The sequence below is a fragment of the Candidatus Pelagibacter sp. HIMB1506 genome, from assembly GCF_052047935.1.
Taxonomy (GTDB): domain Bacteria; phylum Pseudomonadota; class Alphaproteobacteria; order Pelagibacterales; family Pelagibacteraceae; genus Pelagibacter.
On record NZ_JBNAIS010000001.1, the window covers coordinates 547,411 to 571,837 of the forward strand.

The window sequence follows — 24,427 nt, forward strand, 5'->3', positions numbered from 1 at the left end:
ATTATCGCTCTGTTTTATACTTTTGTTCTAAATTATAGCTATACTTACTCATTGCATAACAAATAATCCAGAAAATTATTGCTGCAAATACGTAGCCTTCCATTGCAAATCCTAACCATTCTGGATTAGTTTTTGCTAAATTTAACATTCCAACAATCTCTAATAAACCAACTACAAATATTAAAGGTGTATCTTTTACTAATGCTAAAAAAGTATTAGCAATACCTGGGATTACTAATTTAAGTGCTTGAGGTAAGATTACAAATATATGCATCTTCCAATACCCCATACCCAATGATTTAGCAGCTTCGTATTGGCCTCTTGGTAAAGCTTGCAAGCCTCCTCTTATAACTTCTGCAACATATGCGGCTTCAAATAAAGAAATTGCAATAATTGCTCTTACTAATTTATCTATGAAAAAATCTTCTGGTAAAAACATTGGAAACATTACAGCAGACATAAATAGAACTGTAATAAGTGGTACCCCTCTCCAGAACTCAATAAATCCTACAGATATATATCTAATCAAAGGTAACTCAGATCTTCTACCAAGAGCGAAAGCCATCCCTATAGGAAAACAGAAAATTAAACAGAAGAACGAGATTATGAATGTTAGAGACAACCCTCCCCATGCTCCCGTTTCAACCCAGTTTAATCCATCAAGCTTACCAAGTTCAATTAACTCCTCATAAAAAACAAAGTATTTAAGAACTATATAAAGAGTAATTGGTACTATTAAAAAATAGTAAAACTTAAATCTACTTGGAATAAAAAATCCAAGAATAATTGAGATAACTGCAGCAATTATACCGTAAGAGAAATCAAAGAATACTGGTCCACCTGATATAAAAAAGAAAATAAATAAGAAAGCAATAAAAGGATAAATTACTACGTAGTATAAAGTTAAATACTTTTTAAATTTCTCTGTAGCAAAATATCCAACTGATCCAAGTAACGCTAAAGAAATAAAAGATAAATTTATTCTCCATTGTTCAGCATTTGGATACATTCCATACATAAATCTATTAAACCAAACTTTGATATATGTCCAACATGCACCAGTTCCAGAACAAACATCTTTGCTATCTCCTGCAAAGCTAGCATCAACAAAGAACCAACTTAGAATTGGCGGTGTTGCTTTAATGATTACAAAAATAATTAATAATGAAAGAACAGCATTAAAACTATTGGTATTAATATTTTTGTTTAAACTATCTAAAAATTTATAACCGCTGTGTTCAATCCTAATAAAATGAAGACCTATAAATCCAATCACTAAAGGTATCACAAAACTTAACAAAGTTGGCAGGAAACCCGTGATGTTAAAATTAAAAAAAGAATTCAAAAATACATCTAAAACACTGATAAAAAACAACAAAGAACCTAAATACAAAAATGTATTTAAATTTTCTTTATCAGGTCTTAAAAAATTAATTTTTGACATTTATTTTTCCTTAATAGCAATTTTTTTATTGTACCAATTCATCAATATAGAAATTGATATACTCAAACTTAAATAAGTAAGCATAGTAATAGAAACGATCTCAATAGCTTTTCCTGTTTGCATTAATGCAGTACCTGCAAATACTAAAACTAAATCAGGGTAAGCAATTGCAGCTGCTAATGATGAATTTTTAGTTAAATTTAAATATTGGTTAGTAGTTGGCGGTATAATAATCCTTAAAGCTTGAGGCATTACTACTAATTTTAAAACTTGATTTGGATTTAAACCAATAGATGCAGCGGCTTCTTTTTGTCCTTTTCCAACACCTTGAATTCCAGCTCTTACACACTCTGCAATAAAAGTTGCTGTATATAATGCTAAAGATAGAGTTAATGCTATTAATTCAGGAGGTAAACTTACACCTCCTTCATAAATGAAGGATGTAGTTGCAAGTTGTTTTAATTTTGGAATTTCAAAAGATAAACTTACTCCACCTATAACAAAACTTAATAAAGGTAGTATTAAAATTAATCCTAAAGATATCCATAAAACTGGTAACTGTTTACCTTGAGTTTCTTGAACTTTTCTTGCATGAATTCTGATTACAACTATCGCAATTATTGCTGCAACTATTGAATAAAAGAAAACATTAAAGTTCTCCCATACAAAAGCTGGAACATAAAGGCCTTTGATAGTTAAGAAGAAAACACCAAACATTGCATCAGCATCTTGGGGTAGTGGCAATGCTCTTAAAGCAGCAAAATACCAAAAAAATATTTGTAAAAGCAATGGAATATTTCTGAAAAATTCTACATAGAATGCTGCAAATTTATTAATAAGGTAGTTTGGAGAAAGTCTAGCAACACCAACTATTACTCCAAGTATTGTTGCAAATATAATCCCAATTACTGAAACTAAAATAGTATTTAATAATCCAACTAAGTAAGCTCTAAAATAAGAATGCGATCCGTCATATTCAATTAAAGAAAATTGAACATCAAAAGAAGATTCTTGAGATAAAAAACCATATCCAAAATCAATACCTCTATTTTCCATATTGACTTGGGCGTTATAACTAAAGAAACCAAAAACTAGTATGACTGCTAAAACTGTAACTAACTGAGGAACTATTTTTTGTAATTTGAAGTTCATTTAAGAGCTTATAAAAAAAAGGGCTAGAAAAATCTAGCCCTTTTTAATTAGTTAAATATGCAATTATCTTGCAGGTGGTACGTAAAGAATTCCACCTTTAGTCCATAATTCATTTGGACCTCTGTCTGGTAAAATTCCAGTGTCAGCTATATTTCTTTTGTAGCTTTCACCATAGTTACCAACTTGCTTGATAATTCTTAAGCTCCACTCATTGTCTAGACCAAAAGCAGCACCTAATTCACCTTCAGCACCAACTAATCTTTTTACAGCTGGATTGTCTGAAGTTTTCATAGAATCTGCATTAGCTGAAGTAATTCCATACTCCTCAGCTTCGATCATAGCATTTAAAGACCATCTAACAATATCTTCCCATACTGAGTCACCTTGTCTAACAACTGGACCTAAAGGCTCTTTAGAAACAGTTTCAGGTAATACAATGTGATCGTCTGGGTTAGTCATTTTAGTTCTTTGTGCAGCAAGACCTGATTTATCAGTAGTGTAAGTATCACATCTACCAGCATCATAAGCGGCTACGACTTCGTCAGCTTTTTCGAATGCAACTGGCTCATAAGAAATTCCTTTAGAGTTAAAGAAGTCTCTCATGTTTAACTCAGTTGTTGTACCAATGTTTGTACAAGCTGAGATACCATCTTTGAATTGGCTTGTTGAAGTAATACCAGAACTTTTTCTAACCATGAAACCTTGACCATCGTAGAAGTTTACTCCAACGAAAGTTAGTCCGATATCAGCATCTCTAGAAAGAGTCCAAGTTGTGTTTCTTGATAAGATATCAATCTCACCTGAAGTTAAAGCTGTAAATCTTTCTTTAGCACTTAATGGTGTAAACTTAACTTTGTTTGCATCACCTAGTACTGCAGCAGCTACCGCTCTACATACATCAACATCGATACCAGTCCAATTTCCTGCAGCATCAGCATTAGAAAATCCTGGAAGACCTTGAGATACTCCACATCTTACAAAACCCTTCTTTTGAGTGTTTTTAAGTGTTTTAGATTTTTTAGCAGCCATAGTTTCTGTTGTAAAAGTAAACAACACTGCAACCATTGCCACTAAAGAAGTTAATTGTTTTAAGTATTTAAACATTATTCTTCCTTTTTAGTTATTTTTATTTGTTAACAAATAATTCAAAACTTAGTTTTGAATTCGAAGGATTAAAACATTTTAGAAAAACTACTTCAAGAGGAAATTATGGTCAAAAGACTGGGAAATGGCGCGCCCTGAAGGATTCGAACCTACGACCCTCGGTTTAGAAAACCGATGCTCTATCCAGCTGAGCTAAGGGCGCAATATTTGAAATACATATATATTACAAATTTAATATTTAAACAGAAATTTTTTAGCTATCAATAATAAAGATAACAATTCAATTCTACCAATAATCATAAAGAAAATAAGAATATATTTAGTAATAAAATGTAAACTTTGGAAATCAAAATCACTTATTCCATATGCTGAGGAGTTAACAGTATTCATCAATGTTAATACTGCTAATTTAAATGAATATTCAAAGTTGATATTACTCAAAGATAAAAAAATTGTTAAAGAAAAAAGCGAAATTATAAAAATAATAATTGTAAGAAAATATTTATTAATATCTTGAGTTGCAAAATTAATTTTAGAAAATACTAGCTTATTCATAAAAACATTTTTTGGTCTACTGAAAGACAGTATTTGATTTAAAGAATACTTTGTTAAAGAGTAAATTTTCAAAAATCTTAATCCTGAACTTGTTGAAATAAATGAGCCCCCTATTATAACCAAAAGTAAAAACAAAAATTGAAGATTAGTTTGTTCAACGCTCAATGAAATTCCAATGTTAGAAATACTACTTACTAAAGATAAAAAACTATAAGAAAAAGTATTATCGTAACTAAAAAATATAAAAAAAATTCCAACAGTTATCACGAAGTATAAAAATAAATGAATATCCTCATGAAAAAAATTAATATTTTTTCTTAAAAAAATTAAGTTGTATACAAAGAAAATACTAAAAAAAGAAACTAACATTAATAAAGAAAAAATTATTATCTGCGAATTTTGAACAAGTATATTTGAAAGATCATTAACAGGTAAAAACCCACCTGACGAAATGATAGTCATTGCTAAATTTAATGAATTAAATGATCTAATTCCGAATAAATTAAGAATTATAAAAATAGCTAATGTTAAGGTTGAATATAAAATAAAAATTTTAATTGTTTGCTTTAAAATTTCGGTTGTATTAAATGATAAAAAATTTGTTAGAGATTTTTTTAAGTTTTCATCATAAATATCAATCAAAAAAATTATAGTAAATAAAAAGTATAACCCACCTATCCATTGAATTGATGATCTCCATATGATTAATCCCTGATCAATATGTTTTATGTTTTCAAAGATTGTAAAACCAGTTGAAGTAAAACCAGAAACTGCTTCAAATAAAGCATTTAAAAAAGTTAAGTTATAAATACTAAAATAAAATGGAATTGATAATACTAACGGCATAAACAAAAATCCCAAAAGCACTGTTAGTATTTTTTCAAATATTGTGGGTTTTTTTTCTGAGTTATCAATTTTGTAAAACAAAAAACTAATTAAACCAGAGATTACTAAGCTAAAGTAATATGTATTTAAGTTTAAGTATAAATTAAAATAATAAGAATAAATAATATTTAGAAATGAAAAAACTGAAATCAATAGGAAGAAAAAACTTAAATATTTTACCCGTAGTACTGGCATTTAATTAAATTGAGCTAATTCTAAAAATGTTTTCAACAACTGAGATTGAGTCTTTTTTAGCTAAAAAAACTACTTTATCTTCTTTTTGAAATACAAAGTCAGATCTAGGTATAATTACTTTAGCATCTCTAAGCACAGCACCTATTCGAATTTCCTCAGGAAGGTTGGAGTTTTTTAATTCTTTGTTGATTAATTCGGATGTCTCAATAATCTCAGCCTCTATAACCTCATATTCCCCATTCATTATTGTATAAGCTGTTTCAATTGTACCTTTGTGGATATGTTTTAAAATACTAGATACAGTATTCATTCTAGGGTCTATTAAATCATCAATCTTAAGTGAGTTCTGTAATAATGAATAATTTGGTTTATTAATTAATGCCATTGTTCTTTTATCATCAATTTCTTTTTCATCTTTTGCAAATTTTTCAACTAAAACACTTACCATTAAGTTATCCTCATCATCATTTGTAAGAGCTAGAACAGTCTCTGCTTCTTCTAAATTTGCTTCAGCTAAAACTTCCTCATCTAACGCATCTCCATTGATAACTATTGTATTGTTTAGCTCACTTGCAAGAAATTCAGCCCTATCTTTATTTTTTTCAATAATTTTTACTCTTGCAGCATCTAAATTTTCTTCGATATTTTTGGCTAAATTAAAACCAATATTACCTCCACCAACTATAAGAATTTTTTTAGAAACTTTTTCAGTGTGACCAAATGCTTCCAGTGTTTCAGACATTTGGATTGAATTTATAATCACATAAATCTTATCATTGGTTTTTATTTCATCGGTTTTTTTTGGAATAAAAAACTTATCCTCTCTTATTACACCAATTACATTTGCTTTGAGATTGGGGTATTTTTTTGTAAGATCACTTAATTTAATATTGATCAAATTACAATTTTCATTAATTAATATTTCTAGTAACCTGATTTTATTGTCTGCAAAAGGAACACTATCTAAAGCTCCAGGAGCTTCGAGTTTTCTTTGGATTGATTTTGCAATTTCAATTTCTGGTGAAATAATAACATCTATAGGTAAGTTTTCTTTGTTATAAACAGTTGTAAACTTGGGATTTAAATAATCCTGAGATCTTATTCTGGCAATCTTTTTAGGTATTTTAAAAATAGAAAATGCAATTTGGCATATAACCATATTAATTTCATCATTTCGAGTTACTGCTATAATCATATCGGCCTCTTGTGCATTAGCCTTTTCAAGAATTGATGGGTAACTTCCTTTTCCAACTATGGCTTTAACATCAAGTGCATCATCAATTTTTTGAATATCTTCGCTAGAAGGATCTATTACGGTAATAGAATGACCTTGATCACTAAGCTGCTTAGCAATAGTAAAGCCTACTCTACCTGCGCCACAAATGATTATGTTCATTTAATTAAATTCTTTAATTCCTAAGCCTTTTAATTTTCGGTGTAAGGCACTTCTTTCCATTCCAACGAAATTAGCTGTTTTTGAAATATTCCCATTAAATTTTTTCAGTTGAATAGTTAAATACTCCTTTTCAAATTTTTCTCTAGCCTCTTTTAATGGCACAGATAGGCTGTTTTCAGCCAATTGTTCATTGAAATTAATATTTTTTAAGGATTCTTTTATTATATTTGAAATTTTTTCTTTTGTGTCAGGTTGTAAAATTGCAATTCGTTCAATTAAATTTCTCAATTCTCTAACATTGCCGTGCCAATCATGATTTAGGATATAAGTATTGTCTTCATCTATTTCTAATTCATTAATATTGTAATTTTCAGATATTTTTTTTGAAAAATATTTAATCAAAAGTGGAATATCTGAAATACGTTGACTCAATGGTTCAACATTTATTTCAAAAACATTAAGTCTATGAAATAGATCTTCTCTAAAATTTCCTATTTCAATTTCTTTCTTCAAATCCTTACTTGAAGAGCAAATTAATCTAACATTTACAGTCACATCATTTGAACCATTAACTCTTTTAAACTTTTGATCTGTTAAAACTCTCAAAATTTTTGACTGTATATCCAAAGGTATTTCTGAAACTTGGTCTATCAATAAAGTACCTTTGTTGGCTTTTTCTAACGCTCCATAAGATATAGAGCCGTTATCTTTTTCTTCTCCAAATAATTCAAGTTCATATTTATTTGAATCTAATAAAGCTCCATTCAAAACTACAAAAGGATTTTTATTTCTTTTAGATAATTTATGAATTTTTCTTGCTATTAATTCTTTTCCAGATCCCGATGGACCATTAATAAATACTCTACTTTCTGTTATTGAAATTTTTTTAATTTGATCGTTTATATTTAAAATATTTTTACTATTTCCAATTAATTCATATGATGAAAACAACTTTGTCTCATATTCTTTATTTTGTTTTTTAAGATTATAGTTTTCAACAGCTCTTCTAACAAAATTAAGCAATCTCTCTTGATCAAAGGGTTTTTCAATAAATTCAAAGGCTCCTTCGTGAAGTGATTTTATAGCCATTTCTATATTTGCATGTCCTGATATTATTATAACAGGTACATCTTTATCTTTTGATTTAATATGCGATAACAATTCTATACCATCATTATCACCCTTATCTAATTTAACATCAAGAATTGCAACATCTGGAAGTTTTTTATCTATTTCAGATAATGCTTGATTATAATTAGCAGCAAGTCTTGTTTTATAACCAGCATCCAAAATTAACTCATTGATTATATTCCTTATATCAGCATTATCATCTACAATTAAAATTTCAGAACTCATTCTATTTAATAAAATCTATTTTAATTTTTGCGCCTTCGTCTAAATGTATAAATTCAATTTTTCCATTATGGTCATTTATAATTTTACTTACTATGGAGAGACCCAATCCAGTTCCATTTTTTTTAGTAGTAAAGTATGGATTCAAAATATCTTTAATATTTGCTGCAAATATTCCAAAACCGATACCATTATCAATTAGAATAATTGTTATATGGTTATTTTCTTCATAAACTTCAATCGTAATTATTTTCTTTAAATTACTATCATTTTCTGCTCTTTGTTGGATACTTTCGATAGAATTTTTGATTAAATTAAAGAAAACTCTCGCAAGTTGTTCTTTGTCACTATTTAAAAAAACTTCTTTTGAATTGGTGTTAACAGTAATATTAATCGAATTATCTAACTCATTTAATAATTTGATATTTTCTTCAATAATTTGAATTAAATTATTTTCTTTTAAAATTGGTTTTGGCATACGAGCAAAATCAGAAAACTCATTAACTAAATTTCCTATTTGTTTAATTTGATTATTTATAATCTTAAGGTTTTCATCAAAATTTTTTTTATCGTCTTCATTGACTTGATTAGAATATTTTGATTTCATTCTATCTATTGTCAACTGAATTGGAGTTAATGGGTTTTTAATTTCGTGTGCTAATTTTCTTGCTAAGTTACTCCATGCTTCATGTCTTTCATTAATAATTAATTTTTCTTGTTGATTTCTAAGTCTATCAATCATTAAGTTAAAATTTTTGTTTAATATTTCTAAATCTTTGTCAGTTTTTACTTCTGGAACTTTTGTGTCAAATTTTCCTTCTCCAATTGAGACAGAAGCATTAATTAAATTATTAATAGATCTAAAAAATCTAGAAGAAAATCGTATAGCTATTGATATGGATACAAACAGCAATACACTTACAACAATAACATAAATAATTGCAAAAGAAATTTTAATGCCTGTACTCTTTTCTTCAACAGTGTAATAAAAATTAATTGCTTCTTGTGACTCGTTTAAGTATCTTGAAATGTCTTTATCAAGATACTTTACGACGTACAAAAATCTATTATCAAAATTTTGTAATCTCATAATTGCAGCTGACATATTTTTAGGAGCATTAATTATTTTCAATGGTCTATCATCCTCAAGAACTAATGCTAACGCTCTATCAACAGGTGGTATATATGGCTGATTATCTTTAAGAGATGTAAACAGTAGTTCTTTGTCAACATTTATAATATGTATTTCATCAACACCTCTGATTAATTTCTGTGTGTCTAAGAATCTTTTGTATTCATTAGGATTATCATTTAAAAAATTTTTACTTTTATTGGTATCAAAAGCAATTAGTACAATATCGGATTGAATTTTGTTTCTAATTTCTTCAACATAGTTTCTAGCAAGTTCATAAGAATTATTAACGACTGTGGTAACCTTTTTGTCAAAATATTTTTCTAAAGCAAAAGAAAATAAAAATAACGAAAAAATAGAGATTAAAACTGAAGGTATTAAAGTGAAGAGAGCAAAAACAGTGATGTATTTTTTATTAGATTTTAAACCATCTTTATCAACATCTGTTCTTATTGCCTTTTTAATTTCAAAAAAAATAAAAACAAAAAGAGCAGCTAGTAAAAAAATATTTAGTATCAACAGATATTGTAAATTTTTGTCTGTTAGTTGAATAAAACCTTTATCAATAAAAGTTAAAAACGTTAAAAAACCTATCGATAATGTGATAATAAATAATATTATCAAATAAATATTTTTTTTAATAAAATCTGACATTTAGATATAAAAATTCTATAAATATGAACAACTATTTTATAATACTAGCTTCAGGACAAAGCAAAAGGTTTAATTCAAAAAAACCCAAACAATACAACATTTATGAAGGCAAACCTTTATTCAAACACTCTGTTGATAAGGCTTTAAAGTCAAAACTTTTTAAAAAAATAATAATTGTAGTTAACAAAAAAAATGAAATTAAAGAAAAGTTTAAAAAAAATGTTTCCATTATAATTGGTGGGAAAGAGAGATCCGATTCTTCGTTAATTGCTTTAAAGTTTATTAAGAAATACAAACCTACTAATGTTCTTATACACGATGCAGCACGACCAAATTTTACTTTGCTTCTTTTAAAAAAATTAATCAGTGCACTAAAAAAACATAAGGCTGTGATACCTGTAATTAAATCAAAAGACTCAATTAAATATAAGATTAAGAATCTGATATTTAATTTAAATCGAGATAATTCAATTTTAACCCAAACCCCCCAAGCTTTTAAATTTAGAGATTTATATAATTTATCAATAAAGCAAAAAAAGGTAGTTACAGACGAAGCAACATTATTTATTGAAAACAATATTAAAGTAAAATTCATTCAAGGTGAAAATTTAAATACTAAAATTACTTTCAAAGAAGATATTAAAGAAAAATTAACTTATTTTGGTATTGGATTCGATATCCATAGATTAATCAAAGGTAAAAAACTTTATTTAGGAGGTATTAAAATACCTTATCACTCAGGATTAAAAGGACACTCTGATGGTGATGTAATAATTCATTCAATAATTGACTCAATATTGGGAGCAATGAGAAAAAAGGATATTGGAACTTTTTTTCCAGATAACAGTAGCAAGTTTAAAAATATTAGGTCTCCAAAAATGCTAAAACCAATTATAAAGTTATTAAATTCAAATAATTATCATATCAATAATTTAGATATTAATTTGATATGTGAAAAACCAAAAATATCAAAATACAGAGATAAAATATTAAATTCGCTTTCAAATCTTCTAGATTTAAATAAAGATTTAATTAATTTAAAAGGTAAAACGACAGAAAAACTTGGACTAATAGGAAAAGAAAAAGCAATTGCCTGTGAAGTAATTTGCTCGATATCAAAATGAAAAAAATTAATGTTTTAATCTCAACTTTCTTTGGGTACGGATACTTAACAAAAATGCCTGGTACTGTTGCATCGATTGTTACATCAGTCTTTATTTATATAGCTTATGAAATTCTTGATTATACAAGTTTAAAATTCTCAATAGTCTTTTTTATTATTTTGTTTTTTTATTCTTTTTATGCAGTTAAAAACACAGAGAGTGAATTTGAAAATAAAGATCCTAGACAAATTGTAATTGATGAAGTTTTGGGTCAATCAATGCCTTTGATACTTTTGCTATATTTAAATCAAACCAATCAAATCAATATTGCTATTGAATTTTATTATATTATTTCTTTATTATCATTTAGATTTTTTGATATTTTAAAGCCATTTCCGGTAAGCTATTTCGATAAAAATCATAAAAATTATTTTGGTATAATTATGGATGATATAATGGCTGGTCTTTACTCAATGGTTGTAGTCTATTTAGTTAGTTTCATATTTTAATGAATTTAAAAAAACTACATAAAAAATTGATAGATAAAAAATTTACAATTTCTGTAGCCGAATCTTGTACAGGAGGTCTGTTGGCTAATAATCTTACAAAATTAGCGAATTCATCCAAGTACTTTCAAATGGGTTTAATTACTTACTCTAATGAAGCAAAAATCAAAATCTTAAAAGTAAATAGAAATATCATTAAAAAATATGGTGCTGTAAGCAAAGAATGCTGTGAAGAAATGGTAAAGAATTTATCTAAAATTTCTAAAAGCAAAATTAATGTATCAATTACTGGTATAGCTGGTCCTGGTGGCGGCACTAAAGATAAACCGGTTGGTCTTGTTTATATTGGTATTAAAACAGGAAAATATTTATTTATTTTAGAGAATAAATTTGGATCTAGGAACAGATCAAGTATTCAAAAAAATACAGTAAGAGAAGTATTAAATAAAATTACAAAAATTATTTCTTAAAGATTTTCAGCTCTTTTTTGAAAAGCATCAGCTATTTTGTTTAAACCAAATTGAAATGATTTTTCCATTATTAAATTCAAAAACTTATTTTTAATTTCAAAATCAACATCAAATTGAACTTCAGTTAAATTATCTTTTTCTACAAATTTCCAATTATTTTCAAGATGTTTTAAGGGACCATCTATATTGGTTACATGAATAGAGTCGTTTTTTTTATCATATCTTACATCACTTTTATAAGTATCTATAAAGGGTCCTTTACCAATGGTCAGATCAGCAATTATTTTTTTTACACCTTCCTCGTCATTTGTTTCATAAACTTTTGAGTCTATGCAAAATGGAATAAATTCAGGATACTTTTCAATATCTAAAACAAAATTAATCAATGTTTGTTTATCACGTGAGATGTGACGTGTAACTGATGCTTTAGGCATTAATTACTTTTTATTCTGTTTTGTTGTAACTTAGCAAAATCTTCATCAGCATGATAAGAAGATCTTGTTAAAGGTGATGAGGAAACTAATAAAAATCCCTTAGCTTTTGCTATAGTTTCTAAATCAACAAATTCTTTTGGGGTATAATATCTATCTAACGGAAAATGTTTTGTTGATGGCTGCAAGTACTGGCCGATAGTTATAAAATCTACATCAGCTGCTCTTAAATCATCCATAACTTGCAGTATTTCATCTCTTGTTTCTCCTAACCCAACCATAATTCCAGATTTAGTAAAAATATTTTTATCAATTTTCTTTGCATTTTTTAAAAGTTCTAAGGATGCAAAATACCTAGATCCTGGTCTTACTTTTAAATATAGACTGGGTACGGTCTCAATATTATGATTAAAAACATCTGGTTTAGCTTCAATAACTTTTTTGTAAGCTTCCCCTTTTCTTAAAAAATCTGGTGTTAAAACTTCTATAGTTGTATTTGGATTTGATTTTCTTGTTTGATTAATCACGTTATAAAAATGTTCAGAACCTCCGTCGTCTAAATCATCTCTATCAACTGAAGTTATTACAACATGTTTTAAATTTAACTTTTTTACAGCTTCTGCAATTTTGACTGGTTCTAATAAATCTAAATTTCCTGGAACGCCAGTTTTAACATCACAGAAAGCACATGCTCTTGTACAAGTATCACCCATTATCATAAAAGTTGCGTGTCTCTTACTCCAGCACTCAGTAATATTTGGACAGTTTGCTTCCTGACAAACAGTTACTAAATTATTATTATTAACTACTGTTTTCGTTAAAAAAAATTCTTTGCTATTTGTAAGCTTTGATCTAATCCAATCTGGTTTTTTTTTAATTGGATTTATCGGCTTATTTTCTTTTTCAGGATGTCTACTTTTCATCTTTTTTAATTAAATAAATTGTTTCACCTTTTTTACCAAATAAAAATCTTTCTCTAATTAATATTTCAACATAATCTAAATCTAGATTTGTACTTAATAGAGAATTTTTATGATCAATATCCTCTATTTTCTTAATTAACAATGTCTCTTCTTTTTTCAAGTCAGACAAAAGTTCTTTTTTTTCAAAATATGAAAAAAGACCTCTTTCTCCAGAAACTAAATTAAAAATAAAATAAAATATTAAAAAAATTGATGTTAATAAAAAATAATTTCTTTTTATTAATCTCAACATTAGTTGATTTTATTCATTCTTGCCTTATTTCCAAGTTCTTCTTCAATACGAATTAATTGATTGTATTTAGCAACTCTTTCTGAACGTGCTAAAGATCCTGTTTTAATTTGATTAGAATTTGTTCCAACTGCCAAATCAGCAATGAATGTATCTTCACTATCTCCAGATCTATGAGAAATTATTGTTTTATAGCCGATAGTTTGAGCAAATTTAATAACATCTAGCGTTTCAGAAACAGTACCTATCTGATTAAGTTTAATTAATATTGAATTAGATGAAACATTTAAAAATCCTTTTTTTAATCTCTCAAGATTTGTAACATAAAGATCATCTCCCACAATCTGAACATTTTTGACAGAACGCATTAATTTATTCCAAGCTAACCAATCATTTTCTGCAAAAGGATCTTCTATAGATTTAATTTTATATTTCTTGATAATTTTTTGGTATTCTTTTATTGATTTTTCAACGCTTACAAAACTTTTTGAATGGATTGAATATTTGTTATTTTTTAATAGTTCATTTGCAGCCACATCCAAACAAATAGAAACATCTTTTCCATTTACAAATCCAGATTTCTTAATTGCTGAGACAATCAAATCTAAAGCCTGGTTATTGCTACTAATCATAGGTGCAAAACCACCTTCATCACCAACTGAAGTAGAATAACCTTTGTTTTTAATTAAATTACTCAGGTTTTTAATTACAACAAAACAAATCCTCATTGCTTCTGAGAAACTTTTTGCTCTATCTGGTCGTATCATAAATTCTTGTATTCTAAGACCATTGTTGGCATGAGCTCCACCATTAATAATATTCATTAATGGATAAGGTAATTGAAAATTATTTTTTAAAAAAAATGTTTTATACAAAGGTTTTTTTTTTACTTTTGCAGAAAGTTTTTTTACAGCCATTGATACTGCAAGCATAGCATTTGCACCTAAATTGGTTTTTTGTCTCGTACCATCTAAATTAATTAACAAAGCATCAATTCTCTCTTGATTATGAACGCTTTGACTTTTTAATTTTTTTGAAATTTTTGAATTTACTAATTCAACAGCTTTTAAAACACTTTTACCTAAATACTTCTTGTTATTTTTATCTCGTTTTTCAAAAGCTTCATAAGTTCCGGTTGATGCACCTGATGGGCATATTGCAGATGCACTTAAATTATTTGCATATACCTCAGCTTCTACAGTTGGATTTCCCCGACTATCAAAAACTTGCCGTGCTTTAACTTTTGTTATTTTACTCACTTAATAAGCTTATCAATTTCAGTTAACTGTTTTAGTAAATTTTCTAGTTTATCTAGAGGAACCATGTTAGGCCCATCAGATGGTGCATTATCAGGATCTTGATGAGTTTCTATAAATACACCAGCAACCCCAACAGCAACAGCTGCTCTTGCAAGATACTCAACAAATTCTCTTTGACCTCCGGAAGACTCTCCTTGTCCTCCAGGTTGTTGAACTGAATGTGTTGCATCAAAAATAACTGGATAACCATTCTTAGCCATAATAGGTAAAGATCTCATGTCAGAAACCAAAGTGTTGTATCCAAAACTTGCACCTCTTTCAGTAACAAGAATATTTGAGTTTCCTGAGTCTGATATTTTTTTTGTAACATTTACCATGTCCCAAGGAGCTAAAAATTGACCCTTTTTAACATTTATAATTTTATTTGTTTTTGCAGCAGCAATTAAAAGATCAGTTTGTCTACAAAGAAAAGCTGGAATTTGTAAAACATCAACATGATTAGCAACTACTGAACATTGCTCTGAATTATGAATATCGGTTAAAATTGGAACATTTAATTCTTTTTTAATTTTGTCAAATATAGGTAATGAAGCTTCCAAACCAGCACCTCTCTTACCTTTTAAACTTGTTCGATTAGCTTTATCAAAAGAAGTTTTATAAATGAAACCTAAACCATATTTGGAAGTTATTTCTTTTATTTTTCCAGCCATGTCCATTGCATGCTGTTCTGTTTCAAGTTGACATGGACCAGCAATAATACAAATTTTTTTATCGTTTGAAATTTCTATGTTCCCACAATTAACTGTAATACTACTCATTTATGATTTTTTGCTGCTTTGATAAATGAAGAGAATAAAGGATGAGGAGATAAAGGTCTAGATTTAAATTCAGGATGGAACTGAACTCCAATAAACCAAGGATGATTTTTAAGTTCAATTATCTCAGGAAGTTTATTATCTGGTGATAAACCAGAAAATATTAGTCCATTTTTCTCAAATTTTTCCTTAAATGAAATATCCACTTCATATCTATGTCTATGTCTTTCTTTGATTAATCTTGATTTATAGATATCTCTAATTTTAGACTTATCTTTTAAAATAGCATCATAAGAACCAAGTCTCATTGTTCCACCTAAATTTTTATCTGTACCTTTAACTTTTTTTCCACTTTTTTCCCACTCATTCATTAAACCAATTATATGAACACCACCTCTATCAAACTCAGAAGAAGTTGCTTTTTTAATTTTTAATTTATTTCTAGCAAATTCTATTATTGCCATTTGCATACCGTAACAAATACCTAGAAATGGTATTTTGTTAATTCTGGCATATTTAATTGCTTCGATTTTTCCCTCAGTTCCTCTTTTTCCAAATCCTCCTGGTATTAGAATACCTGAAACATTTTTAAGTTTACTTTTAATTTCTGAAACTTTTAATTTTTCTGAGTCAATTCTAACTAAATTTACCTTCAGGTTGTTTGTAATTCCTCCATGCGTTAAGGCTTCATCTAATGATTTATATGCATCTTTTAATTCTACATATTTACCTATTATCGCAATATTAACTTGTTTTTTTGTATTAAGTGTAATTTTAGTAATTTTCTTCCAAGGGTTTAGGTTATTTGATTTTTTAGATTTTATTTTAAAGTAATCTAAAACTTGAACATCTAACTTTTCTTTAGCAAAACTAATCGGGGCTTCATAAATTGTTTTAACATCAACTGTTTCAATTACATTTTTAATATCAACATTACAAAATAGAGATATTTTTTTTCTGTGCTCCAAAGGTATTGGTCTTTCTGATCTACAAATAATTATATCAGGTTGAATACCAATACTTCTCAATTCTTTAACAGAATGTTGCGTTGGTTTAGTTTTTATTTCATCTGAAGCTTTTAAATATGGAACTAAAGTTAAATGAATAAATAAAGCATTTTTTTTTCCAATATCATTTGAAAATTGTCTTATAGCTTCAACAAATGGTAAACTTTCAATATCTCCTACAATTCCGCCTATTTCACAAATTACAAAATCTTCTTTTGACGTATCGTATTTAATAAATTCTTTAATTCTATCGGTTATATGTGGAATAACTTGAACTGTCTTTCCAAGATATTCTCCTTTTCTTTCTTTCCTCAAAACATCGCTATAAATTTTTCCTGTAGTAATATTATCTGTTTTCTTTGCAGTAACTCCTGAAAATCTTTCATAGTGACCTAAATCTAAATCTGTTTCAGCGCCATCATCTGTTACAAAAACCTCTCCATGCTGGAATGGACTCATTGTTCCAGGATCTACATTTAAGTAAGGATCTAATTTTCTAAGCCTAACTTTGTAACCTCGAGATTGCAGAAGATATGCTAGTGATGCTGATGATAGACCTTTTCCAAGGGATGAAACCACGCCGCCAGTGACAAATATATATCGCGCCATGGAATTATCTTATAGCTAATAAAAAAAGAAATAGAAAGTATTAATTAATTATTTTCAGGAATTGATGGAGTATCTTCAGTTTTTTCTTCAACCGTGTCTAAAACTGATCCTGTAGGTGTTAATTCTGCTCTAGAAATTATTGTAAGCGCTAAGCTACAAATGATAAATAAAGTTGCAACTATCGCAGTTGCTTTGGTAATAAAACTACCAGCAGATCTTGATAGCATGAAATTTTCTTGAGAAACACCAATACCTAAAGCGCCACCTTCTGATTTTTGAAGTAGCACAAGCACAACTAAAATAAATGCAAGTATGATGTTAATTACAAGTAATAATGTTTCCATGGTGGTCTAATTAATGGTTTTTTTAATTATATCAATAAATTTCTTTGGATTTTGTGATGCTCCACCTATTAAAAAACCATCTATGTCAGGAATTATTTTTAATTGATCAATATTTTTGATGTTAACAGAGCCTCCATATAAAACTTTTGGAGATTTTTTTCCAAATTTACTTTTTATAAATTTAATTGATTTAGACAGTTCCTCTGATGAAGGAATTAAACCAGTTCCAATTGACCATACTGGTTCGTATGCAATAATTATATCATTAATTTTTTTGATAGATTTTAATCCTTTCTTTAATTGACTATTTAAAACTTGATTAGTCTTTTTATCTCTTTTTTGTCTTAGAGTTTCACCAATACAAAAAATAATTTTTAAACCAGATTTAATTGAATTTTTTATTTTAAGATTAATTAGATTGTCATTTTCTCCAGCCATTCTGTTTTCGGAATGACCCAAGATCACATATTTTGCTCCAACACTTTTAAGCATTCTTGCATTAACCTGACCTGTAAAAGCTCCATAATCTAAATTTTGATGAGAATTTTGTGCACCAACTTCAATATTTGTTTTACTAAGTCTTTTTGAAATTGGACGTATTAGAGTATTTGGAGGACAATAAATTAGTTTGAACTTATTTTTTTTATGACTTTTTGAGAATTTAATAACTTTATCTAATGAATTTATAGTTTTTAAATCTCCAAACATTTTCCAATTAGCTATAAAATACATATATTTATTTGTCATAATTGACTTTTTAATCTATAGATTTGTTTTTTACAGATCAATAAATTTATAACGTTATGGTTGAAAAATTAAAAAATTTAGGTTGGAAACAATTTGGTGGATTGGTTCTAATAGTAATCATCATAATAGCTTTTGGCTTTGGTGGATTTGGCGGTGGCTTTAGCACTAACAATCAAAATAACATTGCTAAAATAAATAAAACTAACGTTACCACTCAAGATTTCATGGACTATGTTAATCAAAGTGGAATTTCACAAGAAGCAATAAGAAATAATTTAGACAACAATATTATAGAAGAATTACTATCAGGACTTATTTCAACAACTTTAATTGATCTAGAGATTGAAGATTTTAAACTTTCTATAAACGAAAAGACAATTTTAAAATATTTAAAAGACAATAAAAATTTTAAAGACGAGAATGGTGCTTTTGAAAGAATTAAATACGAAAAATTTTTACTTTCAAATAATATGTCTGCTCCTTTGTTTGAGTTGAAATTAAAAAATCAAGGTTTACAGAAACATTTATTTGATTTTATCGGTGCAGGTACTGTTACCCCTGAATTTCTAATAGAAAGCAAATTTGAAGAAAACAATAAATCATTAATTATTGAATACTTTGATATGGAAAATTTATATAAGATTAAAGATGATTATACATCAGATGAAATCAAAGCATTTATTGAAGAAAATAAAGATCAATTAAAAAGACAATATATTGACTTTAAATATGTGGTTTTAAATCCAAAAAATCTAATTGGAATTGATGAATTTAATCAAGATTTTTTTAACGAAATTGATGCAATAGAAAATAAAATTTCTCAAAATGAAAGTTTTAGTTCAATAATCGAAAACATGAATGTGGATGTGAATAATATTAATGAATTTGCTCCAGATGAAAACACTAGCACAAACGAAAAGTTAATTTACTCTAAGAAATCAAGCAAATTAGATATATTTGAAAGTGGCGATAATTATATTCTTTATAATATAGAGAATGAATATGATCGTTCACCAGATCTAAATGATGAGATAGTAAAAAGTGAAATTGTCGAGCTCATTTATCAAAAAGGTAAATTTGATTACAATAGAAAAATAATTGAAGAAATACAGAATGATGGATTTAATGAAAGTAAATTTATAGAGTTAAGTTCAGGTAAAATCCAAACTGGATCAATTAATTCGATTAACGATGATGGGCTATTTGAAGTAAATTCAATTAAAATGCTCTACTCATTACCTCAAAATTCTTTTGCTTTAGTAAACAACACTAATAATCAAATATTTTTAGTCAAAATAAAAGATATAAATAAAATTACGATAAATAAAGAAGGTGAGGAATATAAAGGATTTGTAAATTCACAAAATACAAACAACAGAAAAAGTATTTTACAATCTTACGATACCCTGTTGAATAATAAATATCAGGTTCAATTGAATCAAAAAACTATTGATAGAATTAAAAACTATTTCAAATGATAATTAATCGAAGCTTCAAAGATTTTAAGTTTCGACATAGAAGCAAAAAAAATCAGATTATATACACTTCTAAAAAAGTAAATTCTGATGATGAAGTAATAAATTTAATTGATAATTTTTTAGAGGAAAAAAATAGTTTTATATTTGAGTCTGTTGAAAAAGGAAAAATTAAAGGTAGATACACAATTTTTGGTAAAGATCCTGATAAGATATGGGAGTTCAACAACCAAAAGTCATATTTAATCACTGAAAATAAAAAAATCATTCTTAAAGATAAACCAGAAGAGTTAATAGAAAAAATTATTGAAAATTTTAAATTTGATACACCTAAGAATTTACCTAAGATTTGTTCGCTAATTTCAGGTTATTTTTCATACGACTCTATTAGGTACATAGAAAAAATTCCTAACTCATGTAAAAATGACCTTAATTTACCTGATGTAAGATTGATGAGACCAAGAACCTTGGTTATTCATGATAATTTAAAAAAAGAAATATTTTTTATAAGTAATGTTTTTAATGATGAAAAAATTAAAAATTATCAAAAAAAGTATGACTCTATAAAGACTGATCTATTTAAACTATTAATTCAATCATCGATCAAAAATATTGATACAAAAAGGGTATTAAAAGAAAAAAAAATTAAAGTTAAATCAAATACATCTAAAAATAAATTTCTTGCAATGGTTAATAAAGCTAAGAAATACATTAAACTTGGTGATATTTTTCAAGTTGTTTTAAGTCAAAGATTTGAAGCAAAATTAACAAAAAAACCCCTAGAAATTTATAAAAAACTTAGAGTAACTAACCCCTCTCCTTTTATGTTTTACTTCAACTTTAATGACTTTCAAATTATTGGAGCAAGTCCAGAAATTTTAGTAAGACTAAGAGATAACAAAATTACAGTTAGACCAATAGCAGGTACTAGACCAAGAGGAAAAAATAAAAAAGAAGATCTTTTTTATGAAAAAGACCTTCTTAAAGATAAAAAAGAACTTTCTGAACATTTAATGCTTTTAGATCTAGGAAGAAATGATGCTGGTAAAGTATCAAAAATAAATACTGTAAAGGTAACTGAGAGTTTCATAATTGAGAGGTATTCTCATGTAATGCATATAGTTTCCAATGTAGTTGGAGAGTATAATAAAAAGTTTTCAAAATTTAAATCACTGTTGGCAGGATTTCCTGCTGGTACAGTATCTGGTGCTCCTAAAATAAGAGCAATGGAAATTATTGATGAATTAGAAACGTCAAAAAGGAAAGTTTACGCTGGTGGAATTGGATACTTTTCTGCTAATGGTGAATTTGATACTTGTATTGCATTAAGAACAGCTGTAGCAAAAAATAAAAAATTCTATGTACAAGCTGGAGCAGGTATCGTGGCTGATAGTAAGCCTACAAACGAATATGATGAAACAGTGAACAAGGCGAAAGCTTTGATAAATGCTTTAAGATAATGAAAATATTATTAATAGATAATTATGATAGTTTTACATTTAATCTTTATCATTACATTTCTTCATTAGATGTAAAAGTTGATGTCATAAGAAATGATAAAATTAACTCTAAAGAAATATTAAGAAAAAAATATGATAAAATTGTTATTTCACCTGGACCTGGAAATCCAAATCAATCTGGAAATTGCATAAGCATTTTAAAATCATTGCATAAAAAATTGCCCTTTTTAGGTGTTTGTCTTGGACATCAAATTATAGGTCAAGTCTTTGGATCTAAAATTATTCAAGCAAAAAAATTAATGCACGGAAAAACTAGCAAAATTAAATCACAAAAAATTGGGATTTTAAAAAATCTACCTCGTACCTTTGAGGCTACAAGATATCATAGCTTAATTATTGATAAAAAAACCCTTTCGAAAGATTTAGAGATTACAGCTGAAACTGATGATGGGGTAATTATGGCTATCCAACATAAGCAATTTAATATTCATGGTGTGCAATTCCATCCAGAAAGTATTAAAACTAAGATAGGAATAAAAATTTTAAAAAATTTTATAAATTATTAATTTTATGGATAAGATTTTAGAAAAACTTAGAAATAAAGAAAATTTAACCTTTGAAGAAAGTAAATCGGCTTTTGAAATTTTAATGACTGGTAAAGCTGATGAGGATCAAATCTATAATTTTTTAACACTTCTTTCAGAAAAAGGAGAAGTTGCAGATGAAATTGCTGGGGGTGTTTATGTCCTTAGAGAAAAATCTAAAAGAGTAAACGTTCAAGATTGTATAGATACATGCGGTACAGGTGGTGACGGAATGAACACTGTTAATATATCAACTGCATCATCATTGCTTTTGGCTAGTATAGGTATAAAAGTTGCAAAACACGGCAATAAAGCTGTATCCTCAAAATGTGGCTCTGGAGATGTTTTGGAAGCTCTTAATATTAAAATTGATTTAGAGCCGAGAGAAATAGAACGAGAAATAAGCAATAACAATTTTGGTTTTATGTTTGCTCCAAATTATCATAGTGCTATGAGATTTGTAGGCTCTGTAAGAAAGAAAATCGGTAAAAGAACTATTTTCAATATGATTGGTCCTTTAAGTAATCCAGCTCTAGTAGAAAGACAGGTTGTTGGAGTATTTGATAAAAAATTATTAACAATTTTTGCAGAGGGATTAAAAAATTTAAATATAAAATTTGCGTGGATAGTAAACAGCGAAGATGGATTGGATGAAATATCTCCTTATGCAAAAACAAATATAATACAATTGAAGAATGGAGAAATATCTGAAATCTTGGTTGATCCTAATTCAATTGGTGTGAATGCAGAGAAATTTGAGAATTTAATTGGTAATGATGCAAAATTTAATGCAGATAAAATGATTGAAATATTTAAAGGTAAAGATAATGATTTTTCGAAAGCAGTTTGTTTAAATGCTGCAGCTGGTTTAATTGTTGCAGAAAAGTTTGTTGATTTTAAAGAAGCCTATAATCACGCAAGACAATTTATTCTTTCTGGTAAAACTTTTTCACATTTGGAACAAATACAAAATGTCTGAAAACGTTTTAGAAAATATAATTAAAAAAAAAATCGAAAAAATTGATAATCTAAAAAAATCAATAGATCTTAAAAAATTAGATGAATTAATACAAAAAAATAAATCATACATAAATTTTAAAGATAAAATTGAAAACAATTTAAAAGAAAATAAAACTTCAATTATTGCTGAAATAAAAAAAGCGAGTCCTTCTGCAGGTGTTATAATTGAAGACTACAATCCAGTAGAAATTGCTAGTATTTATTTAAAAAATAATGCTACTTGTTTATCAGTTTTAACTGAAGAAGATTATTTTTTAGGAAATTTAATCCATGTAAGCAAAATAAAAGATAAGGTTAATTTACCGATATTATGTAAAGATTTTTTTATTGATACTTTTCAAGTGCCACTTGCCAAAAGTTATGGTGCAGATGCAATTCTGATTATTTTAGCTGGTGTCTCAGATGATCTTGCAAACAATTTATATCAAGAGGCATTGAAATTAGATATGTCAGTAATAGTAGAAGTACATACTGTTGAAGAGGCTCAAAAGGCATTAAATTTTAAAGATGCACTAATTGGTATTAACAACAGAAACTTAAAAACACTTAAAACTGATATAAATACAACCTATGATATTTATAATGTTGTAAAAAACCATAAAGGACCTCTAATTTCTGAGAGTGGTATTAAATCTAAAGAAGAATTATTGGAATTAAACAGTAAGACTTCAATTAATACTTTTTTAATTGGTGAATCACTTTTGAAAAAATTGGATGAAAATTCAATTTTTTCAGTTTTGTAGTCAATTTAAGCCCTATTTTACTCACTTTTTTTAGTATTGTTAAAACAAAAGAACTTTTATAGAACATTATTTGTACGATATTTGTTCTTATGCTAACAAAAAAACAAAAAAACCTGCTTTTATTTATCAACAAGAAGTTGAGAAGTTCTGGTGTATCTCCTTCTTACGAAGAGATGAAACAATCTCTAAACTTAAAATCAAAGTCAGGTATTCATAGATTGATTAGCGCCTTAGAAGAAAGAGGATTTATTAAAAGATTAGCTCATAAAGCGAGAGCTTTAGAGGTAGTAAAATTACCTGAAACAGCTTCAGCAAACGATATTTACAATAGTTTTTCACCAAGTGTTATCAAAGGTGGTTTAGATGAAGAAACTAACAATTCAGATGAAATAGAAGTGCCAGTATTAGGAAAAATTGCAGCAGGTACTCCTGTTGAAGCAATACAAAACGAAGTTTCAAGAATACCATTACCAAATAATTTAGAAAAAAATGGAGATTATTTTGGATTGAAAGTTCAAGGAGACTCAATGATTGAAGCAGGAATCCACGAGGGAGATACGGTTATCATTAAAAGAACAGATACAGCAGATAATGGAAAAATTGTAGTCGCATTAATTGATGAACACGAGGCGATGTTAAAAAGAATTCGTAAAAAAGGTAAAGTTGTTGCGTTAGAAAGTGCAAATAGAAATTATGAAACCAAAATATTTGGACCTGATAGAGTTAAAGTCCAGGGTGTTTTGGTATCTTTATATAGAAACTTCTAAAAAAA

General features: G+C 27.5%; 24 protein-coding genes and 1 tRNA gene. 9 read left to right on the forward strand and 16 right to left on the reverse strand.

Features of this window, described 5'->3' with window-relative positions; all coding sequences use genetic code 11:
• Window position 1 precedes the first annotated feature (1 nt).
• The 8 genes from ACTTA8_RS02985 to ACTTA8_RS03020 form a co-directional block, all read right to left on the reverse strand.
• Window positions 2-1,444, reverse strand: a complete 1,443-nt coding sequence (locus ACTTA8_RS02985; protein ID WP_440654219.1) for an amino acid ABC transporter permease — start codon at window positions 1,442-1,444, stop codon at window positions 2-4.
• Window positions 1,445-2,596, reverse strand: coding sequence for an amino acid ABC transporter permease (locus ACTTA8_RS02990; RefSeq protein WP_440654220.1), 1,152 nt, complete (start codon window positions 2,594-2,596; stop codon window positions 1,445-1,447).
• A 63-nt stretch (window positions 2,597-2,659) separates the two neighbouring features.
• The gene (locus ACTTA8_RS02995) at window positions 2,660-3,700 is read right to left on the reverse strand and encodes an amino acid ABC transporter substrate-binding protein (protein WP_075506690.1); all 1,041 of its coding nucleotides are present in this window, start codon (window positions 3,698-3,700) and stop codon (window positions 2,660-2,662) included.
• A 125-nt stretch (window positions 3,701-3,825) separates the two neighbouring features.
• Window positions 3,826-3,902: transfer RNA gene (locus ACTTA8_RS03000), tRNA-Arg, on the reverse strand.
• 29 nt (window positions 3,903-3,931) lie between these two features.
• Window positions 3,932-5,101: a TrkH family potassium uptake protein gene (locus ACTTA8_RS03005; RefSeq protein ID WP_440654222.1), complete on the reverse strand. Its 1,170-nt coding sequence runs from the start codon at window positions 5,099-5,101 to the stop codon at window positions 3,932-3,934.
• 238 nt (window positions 5,102-5,339) lie between these two features.
• The gene (gene trkA, locus ACTTA8_RS03010) at window positions 5,340-6,731 is read right to left on the reverse strand and encodes a Trk system potassium transporter TrkA (protein ID WP_440654224.1); all 1,392 of its coding nucleotides are present in this window, start codon (window positions 6,729-6,731) and stop codon (window positions 5,340-5,342) included.
• Complete coding sequence (locus ACTTA8_RS03015; RefSeq protein ID WP_440654226.1) at window positions 6,732-8,087, reverse strand: sigma-54-dependent transcriptional regulator; 1,356 nt, start codon at window positions 8,085-8,087, stop codon at window positions 6,732-6,734.
• A gap of 1 nt (window position 8,088) precedes the next feature.
• On the reverse strand, window positions 8,089-9,870 hold the full coding sequence (locus ACTTA8_RS03020) for an ATP-binding protein (RefSeq protein ID WP_440654228.1): 1,782 nt from the start codon (window positions 9,868-9,870) through the stop codon (window positions 8,089-8,091).
• A gap of 23 nt (window positions 9,871-9,893) precedes the next feature.
• On the opposite strand from ACTTA8_RS03020, the gene ispF reads away from it, so the two are divergent.
• The 3 genes from ispF to ACTTA8_RS03035 are packed head-to-tail and all read left to right on the forward strand — an operon-like array spanning window position 9,894 to window position 11,949.
• Window positions 9,894-10,994: a 2-C-methyl-D-erythritol 2,4-cyclodiphosphate synthase gene (ispF, locus tag ACTTA8_RS03025; protein WP_440654229.1), complete on the forward strand. Its 1,101-nt coding sequence runs from the start codon at window positions 9,894-9,896 to the stop codon at window positions 10,992-10,994.
• The gene (locus tag ACTTA8_RS03030) at window positions 10,991-11,482 is read left to right on the forward strand and encodes a phosphatidylglycerophosphatase A family protein (protein WP_440654231.1); all 492 of its coding nucleotides are present in this window, start codon (window positions 10,991-10,993) and stop codon (window positions 11,480-11,482) included. Before ispF ends, ACTTA8_RS03030 begins: the two co-directional genes overlap by 4 nt.
• Window positions 11,482-11,949: a CinA family protein gene (locus tag ACTTA8_RS03035; protein ID WP_440654233.1), complete on the forward strand. Its 468-nt coding sequence runs from the start codon at window positions 11,482-11,484 to the stop codon at window positions 11,947-11,949. Before ACTTA8_RS03030 ends, ACTTA8_RS03035 begins: the two co-directional genes overlap by 1 nt.
• Here the strand turns inward: ACTTA8_RS03035 and ACTTA8_RS03040 are convergent.
• The 8 genes from ACTTA8_RS03040 to tpiA are packed head-to-tail and all read right to left on the reverse strand — an operon-like array spanning window position 11,946 to window position 18,373.
• Window positions 11,946-12,383 (reverse strand): type II toxin-antitoxin system RatA family toxin, encoded by a 438-nt coding sequence (locus ACTTA8_RS03040; protein WP_440654235.1) that lies wholly within the window; start codon window positions 12,381-12,383, stop codon window positions 11,946-11,948. The genes ACTTA8_RS03035 and ACTTA8_RS03040 overlap by 4 nt on opposite strands.
• Entirely contained in the window at window positions 12,383-13,303 is a 921-nt protein-coding gene (gene lipA / locus ACTTA8_RS03045) for a lipoyl synthase (RefSeq protein ID WP_440654237.1), read from the reverse strand. The genes ACTTA8_RS03040 and lipA overlap by 1 nt, the downstream gene beginning before the upstream one ends.
• Window positions 13,293-13,595 carry an FtsB family cell division protein gene (locus ACTTA8_RS03050; protein WP_440618473.1) on the reverse strand — a complete coding sequence of 101 codons (303 nt, stop codon included), beginning with the start codon at window positions 13,593-13,595 and terminating at the stop codon, window positions 13,293-13,295. The genes lipA and ACTTA8_RS03050 overlap by 11 nt, the downstream gene beginning before the upstream one ends.
• Complete coding sequence (gene eno / locus ACTTA8_RS03055; protein ID WP_440654238.1) at window positions 13,595-14,851, reverse strand: phosphopyruvate hydratase; 1,257 nt, start codon at window positions 14,849-14,851, stop codon at window positions 13,595-13,597. Before eno ends, ACTTA8_RS03050 begins: the two co-directional genes overlap by 1 nt.
• A complete protein-coding gene (kdsA, locus tag ACTTA8_RS03060) occupies window positions 14,848-15,669 on the reverse strand; it encodes a 3-deoxy-8-phosphooctulonate synthase (protein ID WP_440654240.1) in 822 nt (273 codons plus the stop codon). The genes eno and kdsA overlap by 4 nt, the downstream gene beginning before the upstream one ends.
• Window positions 15,666-17,282 carry a CTP synthase gene (locus ACTTA8_RS03065; protein ID WP_440654242.1) on the reverse strand — a complete coding sequence of 539 codons (1,617 nt, stop codon included), beginning with the start codon at window positions 17,280-17,282 and terminating at the stop codon, window positions 15,666-15,668. The genes kdsA and ACTTA8_RS03065 overlap by 4 nt, the downstream gene beginning before the upstream one ends.
• A gap of 44 nt (window positions 17,283-17,326) precedes the next feature.
• Window positions 17,327-17,626 carry a preprotein translocase subunit SecG gene (secG, locus tag ACTTA8_RS03070; protein WP_075506676.1) on the reverse strand — a complete coding sequence of 100 codons (300 nt, stop codon included), beginning with the start codon at window positions 17,624-17,626 and terminating at the stop codon, window positions 17,327-17,329.
• Between the two features lie 6 nt (window positions 17,627-17,632).
• The gene (gene tpiA / locus ACTTA8_RS03075) at window positions 17,633-18,373 is read right to left on the reverse strand and encodes a triose-phosphate isomerase (protein WP_440634095.1); all 741 of its coding nucleotides are present in this window, start codon (window positions 18,371-18,373) and stop codon (window positions 17,633-17,635) included.
• A 56-nt stretch (window positions 18,374-18,429) separates the two neighbouring features.
• Here tpiA and ACTTA8_RS03080 point away from each other — a divergent pair, with 56 nt between their 5' ends.
• From ACTTA8_RS03080 to lexA, 6 genes are all read left to right on the forward strand, one after another.
• A complete protein-coding gene (locus ACTTA8_RS03080; protein ID WP_440654244.1) occupies window positions 18,430-19,851 on the forward strand; it encodes a SurA N-terminal domain-containing protein in 1,422 nt (473 codons plus the stop codon).
• Complete coding sequence (trpE, locus tag ACTTA8_RS03085; RefSeq protein ID WP_440655462.1) at window positions 19,851-21,308, forward strand: anthranilate synthase component I; 1,458 nt, start codon at window positions 19,851-19,853, stop codon at window positions 21,306-21,308. The genes ACTTA8_RS03080 and trpE overlap by 1 nt, the downstream gene beginning before the upstream one ends.
• A complete protein-coding gene (locus tag ACTTA8_RS03090) occupies window positions 21,308-21,874 on the forward strand; it encodes an anthranilate synthase component II (protein ID WP_440654246.1) in 567 nt (188 codons plus the stop codon). Before trpE ends, ACTTA8_RS03090 begins: the two co-directional genes overlap by 1 nt.
• 4 nt (window positions 21,875-21,878) lie before the next feature.
• Window positions 21,879-22,871 carry an anthranilate phosphoribosyltransferase gene (gene trpD / locus ACTTA8_RS03095; protein WP_440654248.1) on the forward strand — a complete coding sequence of 331 codons (993 nt, stop codon included), beginning with the start codon at window positions 21,879-21,881 and terminating at the stop codon, window positions 22,869-22,871.
• Window positions 22,864-23,655, forward strand: a complete 792-nt coding sequence (locus ACTTA8_RS03100; RefSeq protein ID WP_440654250.1) for an indole-3-glycerol phosphate synthase TrpC — start codon at window positions 22,864-22,866, stop codon at window positions 23,653-23,655. The genes trpD and ACTTA8_RS03100 overlap by 8 nt, the downstream gene beginning before the upstream one ends.
• Before the next feature lie 89 nt (window positions 23,656-23,744).
• Window positions 23,745-24,422, forward strand: coding sequence for a transcriptional repressor LexA (lexA, locus tag ACTTA8_RS03105; RefSeq protein ID WP_440654252.1), 678 nt, complete (start codon window positions 23,745-23,747; stop codon window positions 24,420-24,422).
• Window positions 24,423-24,427: the final 5 nt, after the last annotated feature.

Coding starts and splice junctions, on each gene's coding strand:
- ACTTA8_RS02985 (WP_440654219.1), bottom strand. CDS start 1,444: ATGTCAAAAATTAATTTTTTAAGACCTGATAAAGAAAATTTAAATACA.
- ACTTA8_RS02990 (WP_440654220.1), bottom strand. CDS start 2,596: ATGAACTTCAAATTACAAAAAATAGTTCCTCAGTTAGTTACAGTTTTA.
- ACTTA8_RS02995 (WP_075506690.1), bottom strand. CDS start 3,700: ATGTTTAAATACTTAAAACAATTAACTTCTTTAGTGGCAATGGTTGCA.
- ACTTA8_RS03005 (WP_440654222.1), bottom strand. CDS start 5,101: ATGCCGTTAGTATTATCAATTCCATTTTATTTTAGTATTTATAACTTA.
- trkA (WP_440654224.1), bottom strand. CDS start 6,731: ATGAACATAATCATTTGTGGCGCAGGTAGAGTAGGCTTTACTATTGCT.
- ACTTA8_RS03015 (WP_440654226.1), bottom strand. CDS start 8,087: ATGAGTTCTGAAATTTTAATTGTAGATGATAATGCTGATATAAGGAAT.
- ACTTA8_RS03020 (WP_440654228.1), bottom strand. CDS start 9,870: ATGTCAGATTTTATTAAAAAAAATATTTATTTGATAATATTATTTATT.
- ispF (WP_440654229.1), top strand. CDS start 9,894: ATGAACAACTATTTTATAATACTAGCTTCAGGACAAAGCAAAAGGTTT.
- ACTTA8_RS03030 (WP_440654231.1), top strand. CDS start 10,991: ATGAAAAAAATTAATGTTTTAATCTCAACTTTCTTTGGGTACGGATAC.
- ACTTA8_RS03035 (WP_440654233.1), top strand. CDS start 11,482: ATGAATTTAAAAAAACTACATAAAAAATTGATAGATAAAAAATTTACA.
- ACTTA8_RS03040 (WP_440654235.1), bottom strand. CDS start 12,383: ATGCCTAAAGCATCAGTTACACGTCACATCTCACGTGATAAACAAACA.
- lipA (WP_440654237.1), bottom strand. CDS start 13,303: ATGAAAAGTAGACATCCTGAAAAAGAAAATAAGCCGATAAATCCAATT.
- ACTTA8_RS03050 (WP_440618473.1), bottom strand. CDS start 13,595: ATGTTGAGATTAATAAAAAGAAATTATTTTTTATTAACATCAATTTTT.
- kdsA (WP_440654240.1), bottom strand. CDS start 15,669: ATGAGTAGTATTACAGTTAATTGTGGGAACATAGAAATTTCAAACGAT.
- ACTTA8_RS03065 (WP_440654242.1), bottom strand. CDS start 17,282: ATGGCGCGATATATATTTGTCACTGGCGGCGTGGTTTCATCCCTTGGA.
- secG (WP_075506676.1), bottom strand. CDS start 17,626: ATGGAAACATTATTACTTGTAATTAACATCATACTTGCATTTATTTTA.
- tpiA (WP_440634095.1), bottom strand. CDS start 18,373: ATGACAAATAAATATATGTATTTTATAGCTAATTGGAAAATGTTTGGA.
- ACTTA8_RS03080 (WP_440654244.1), top strand. CDS start 18,430: ATGGTTGAAAAATTAAAAAATTTAGGTTGGAAACAATTTGGTGGATTG.
- ACTTA8_RS03090 (WP_440654246.1), top strand. CDS start 21,308: ATGAAAATATTATTAATAGATAATTATGATAGTTTTACATTTAATCTT.
- trpD (WP_440654248.1), top strand. CDS start 21,879: ATGGATAAGATTTTAGAAAAACTTAGAAATAAAGAAAATTTAACCTTT.
- ACTTA8_RS03100 (WP_440654250.1), top strand. CDS start 22,864: ATGTCTGAAAACGTTTTAGAAAATATAATTAAAAAAAAAATCGAAAAA.
- lexA (WP_440654252.1), top strand. CDS start 23,745: ATGCTAACAAAAAAACAAAAAAACCTGCTTTTATTTATCAACAAGAAG.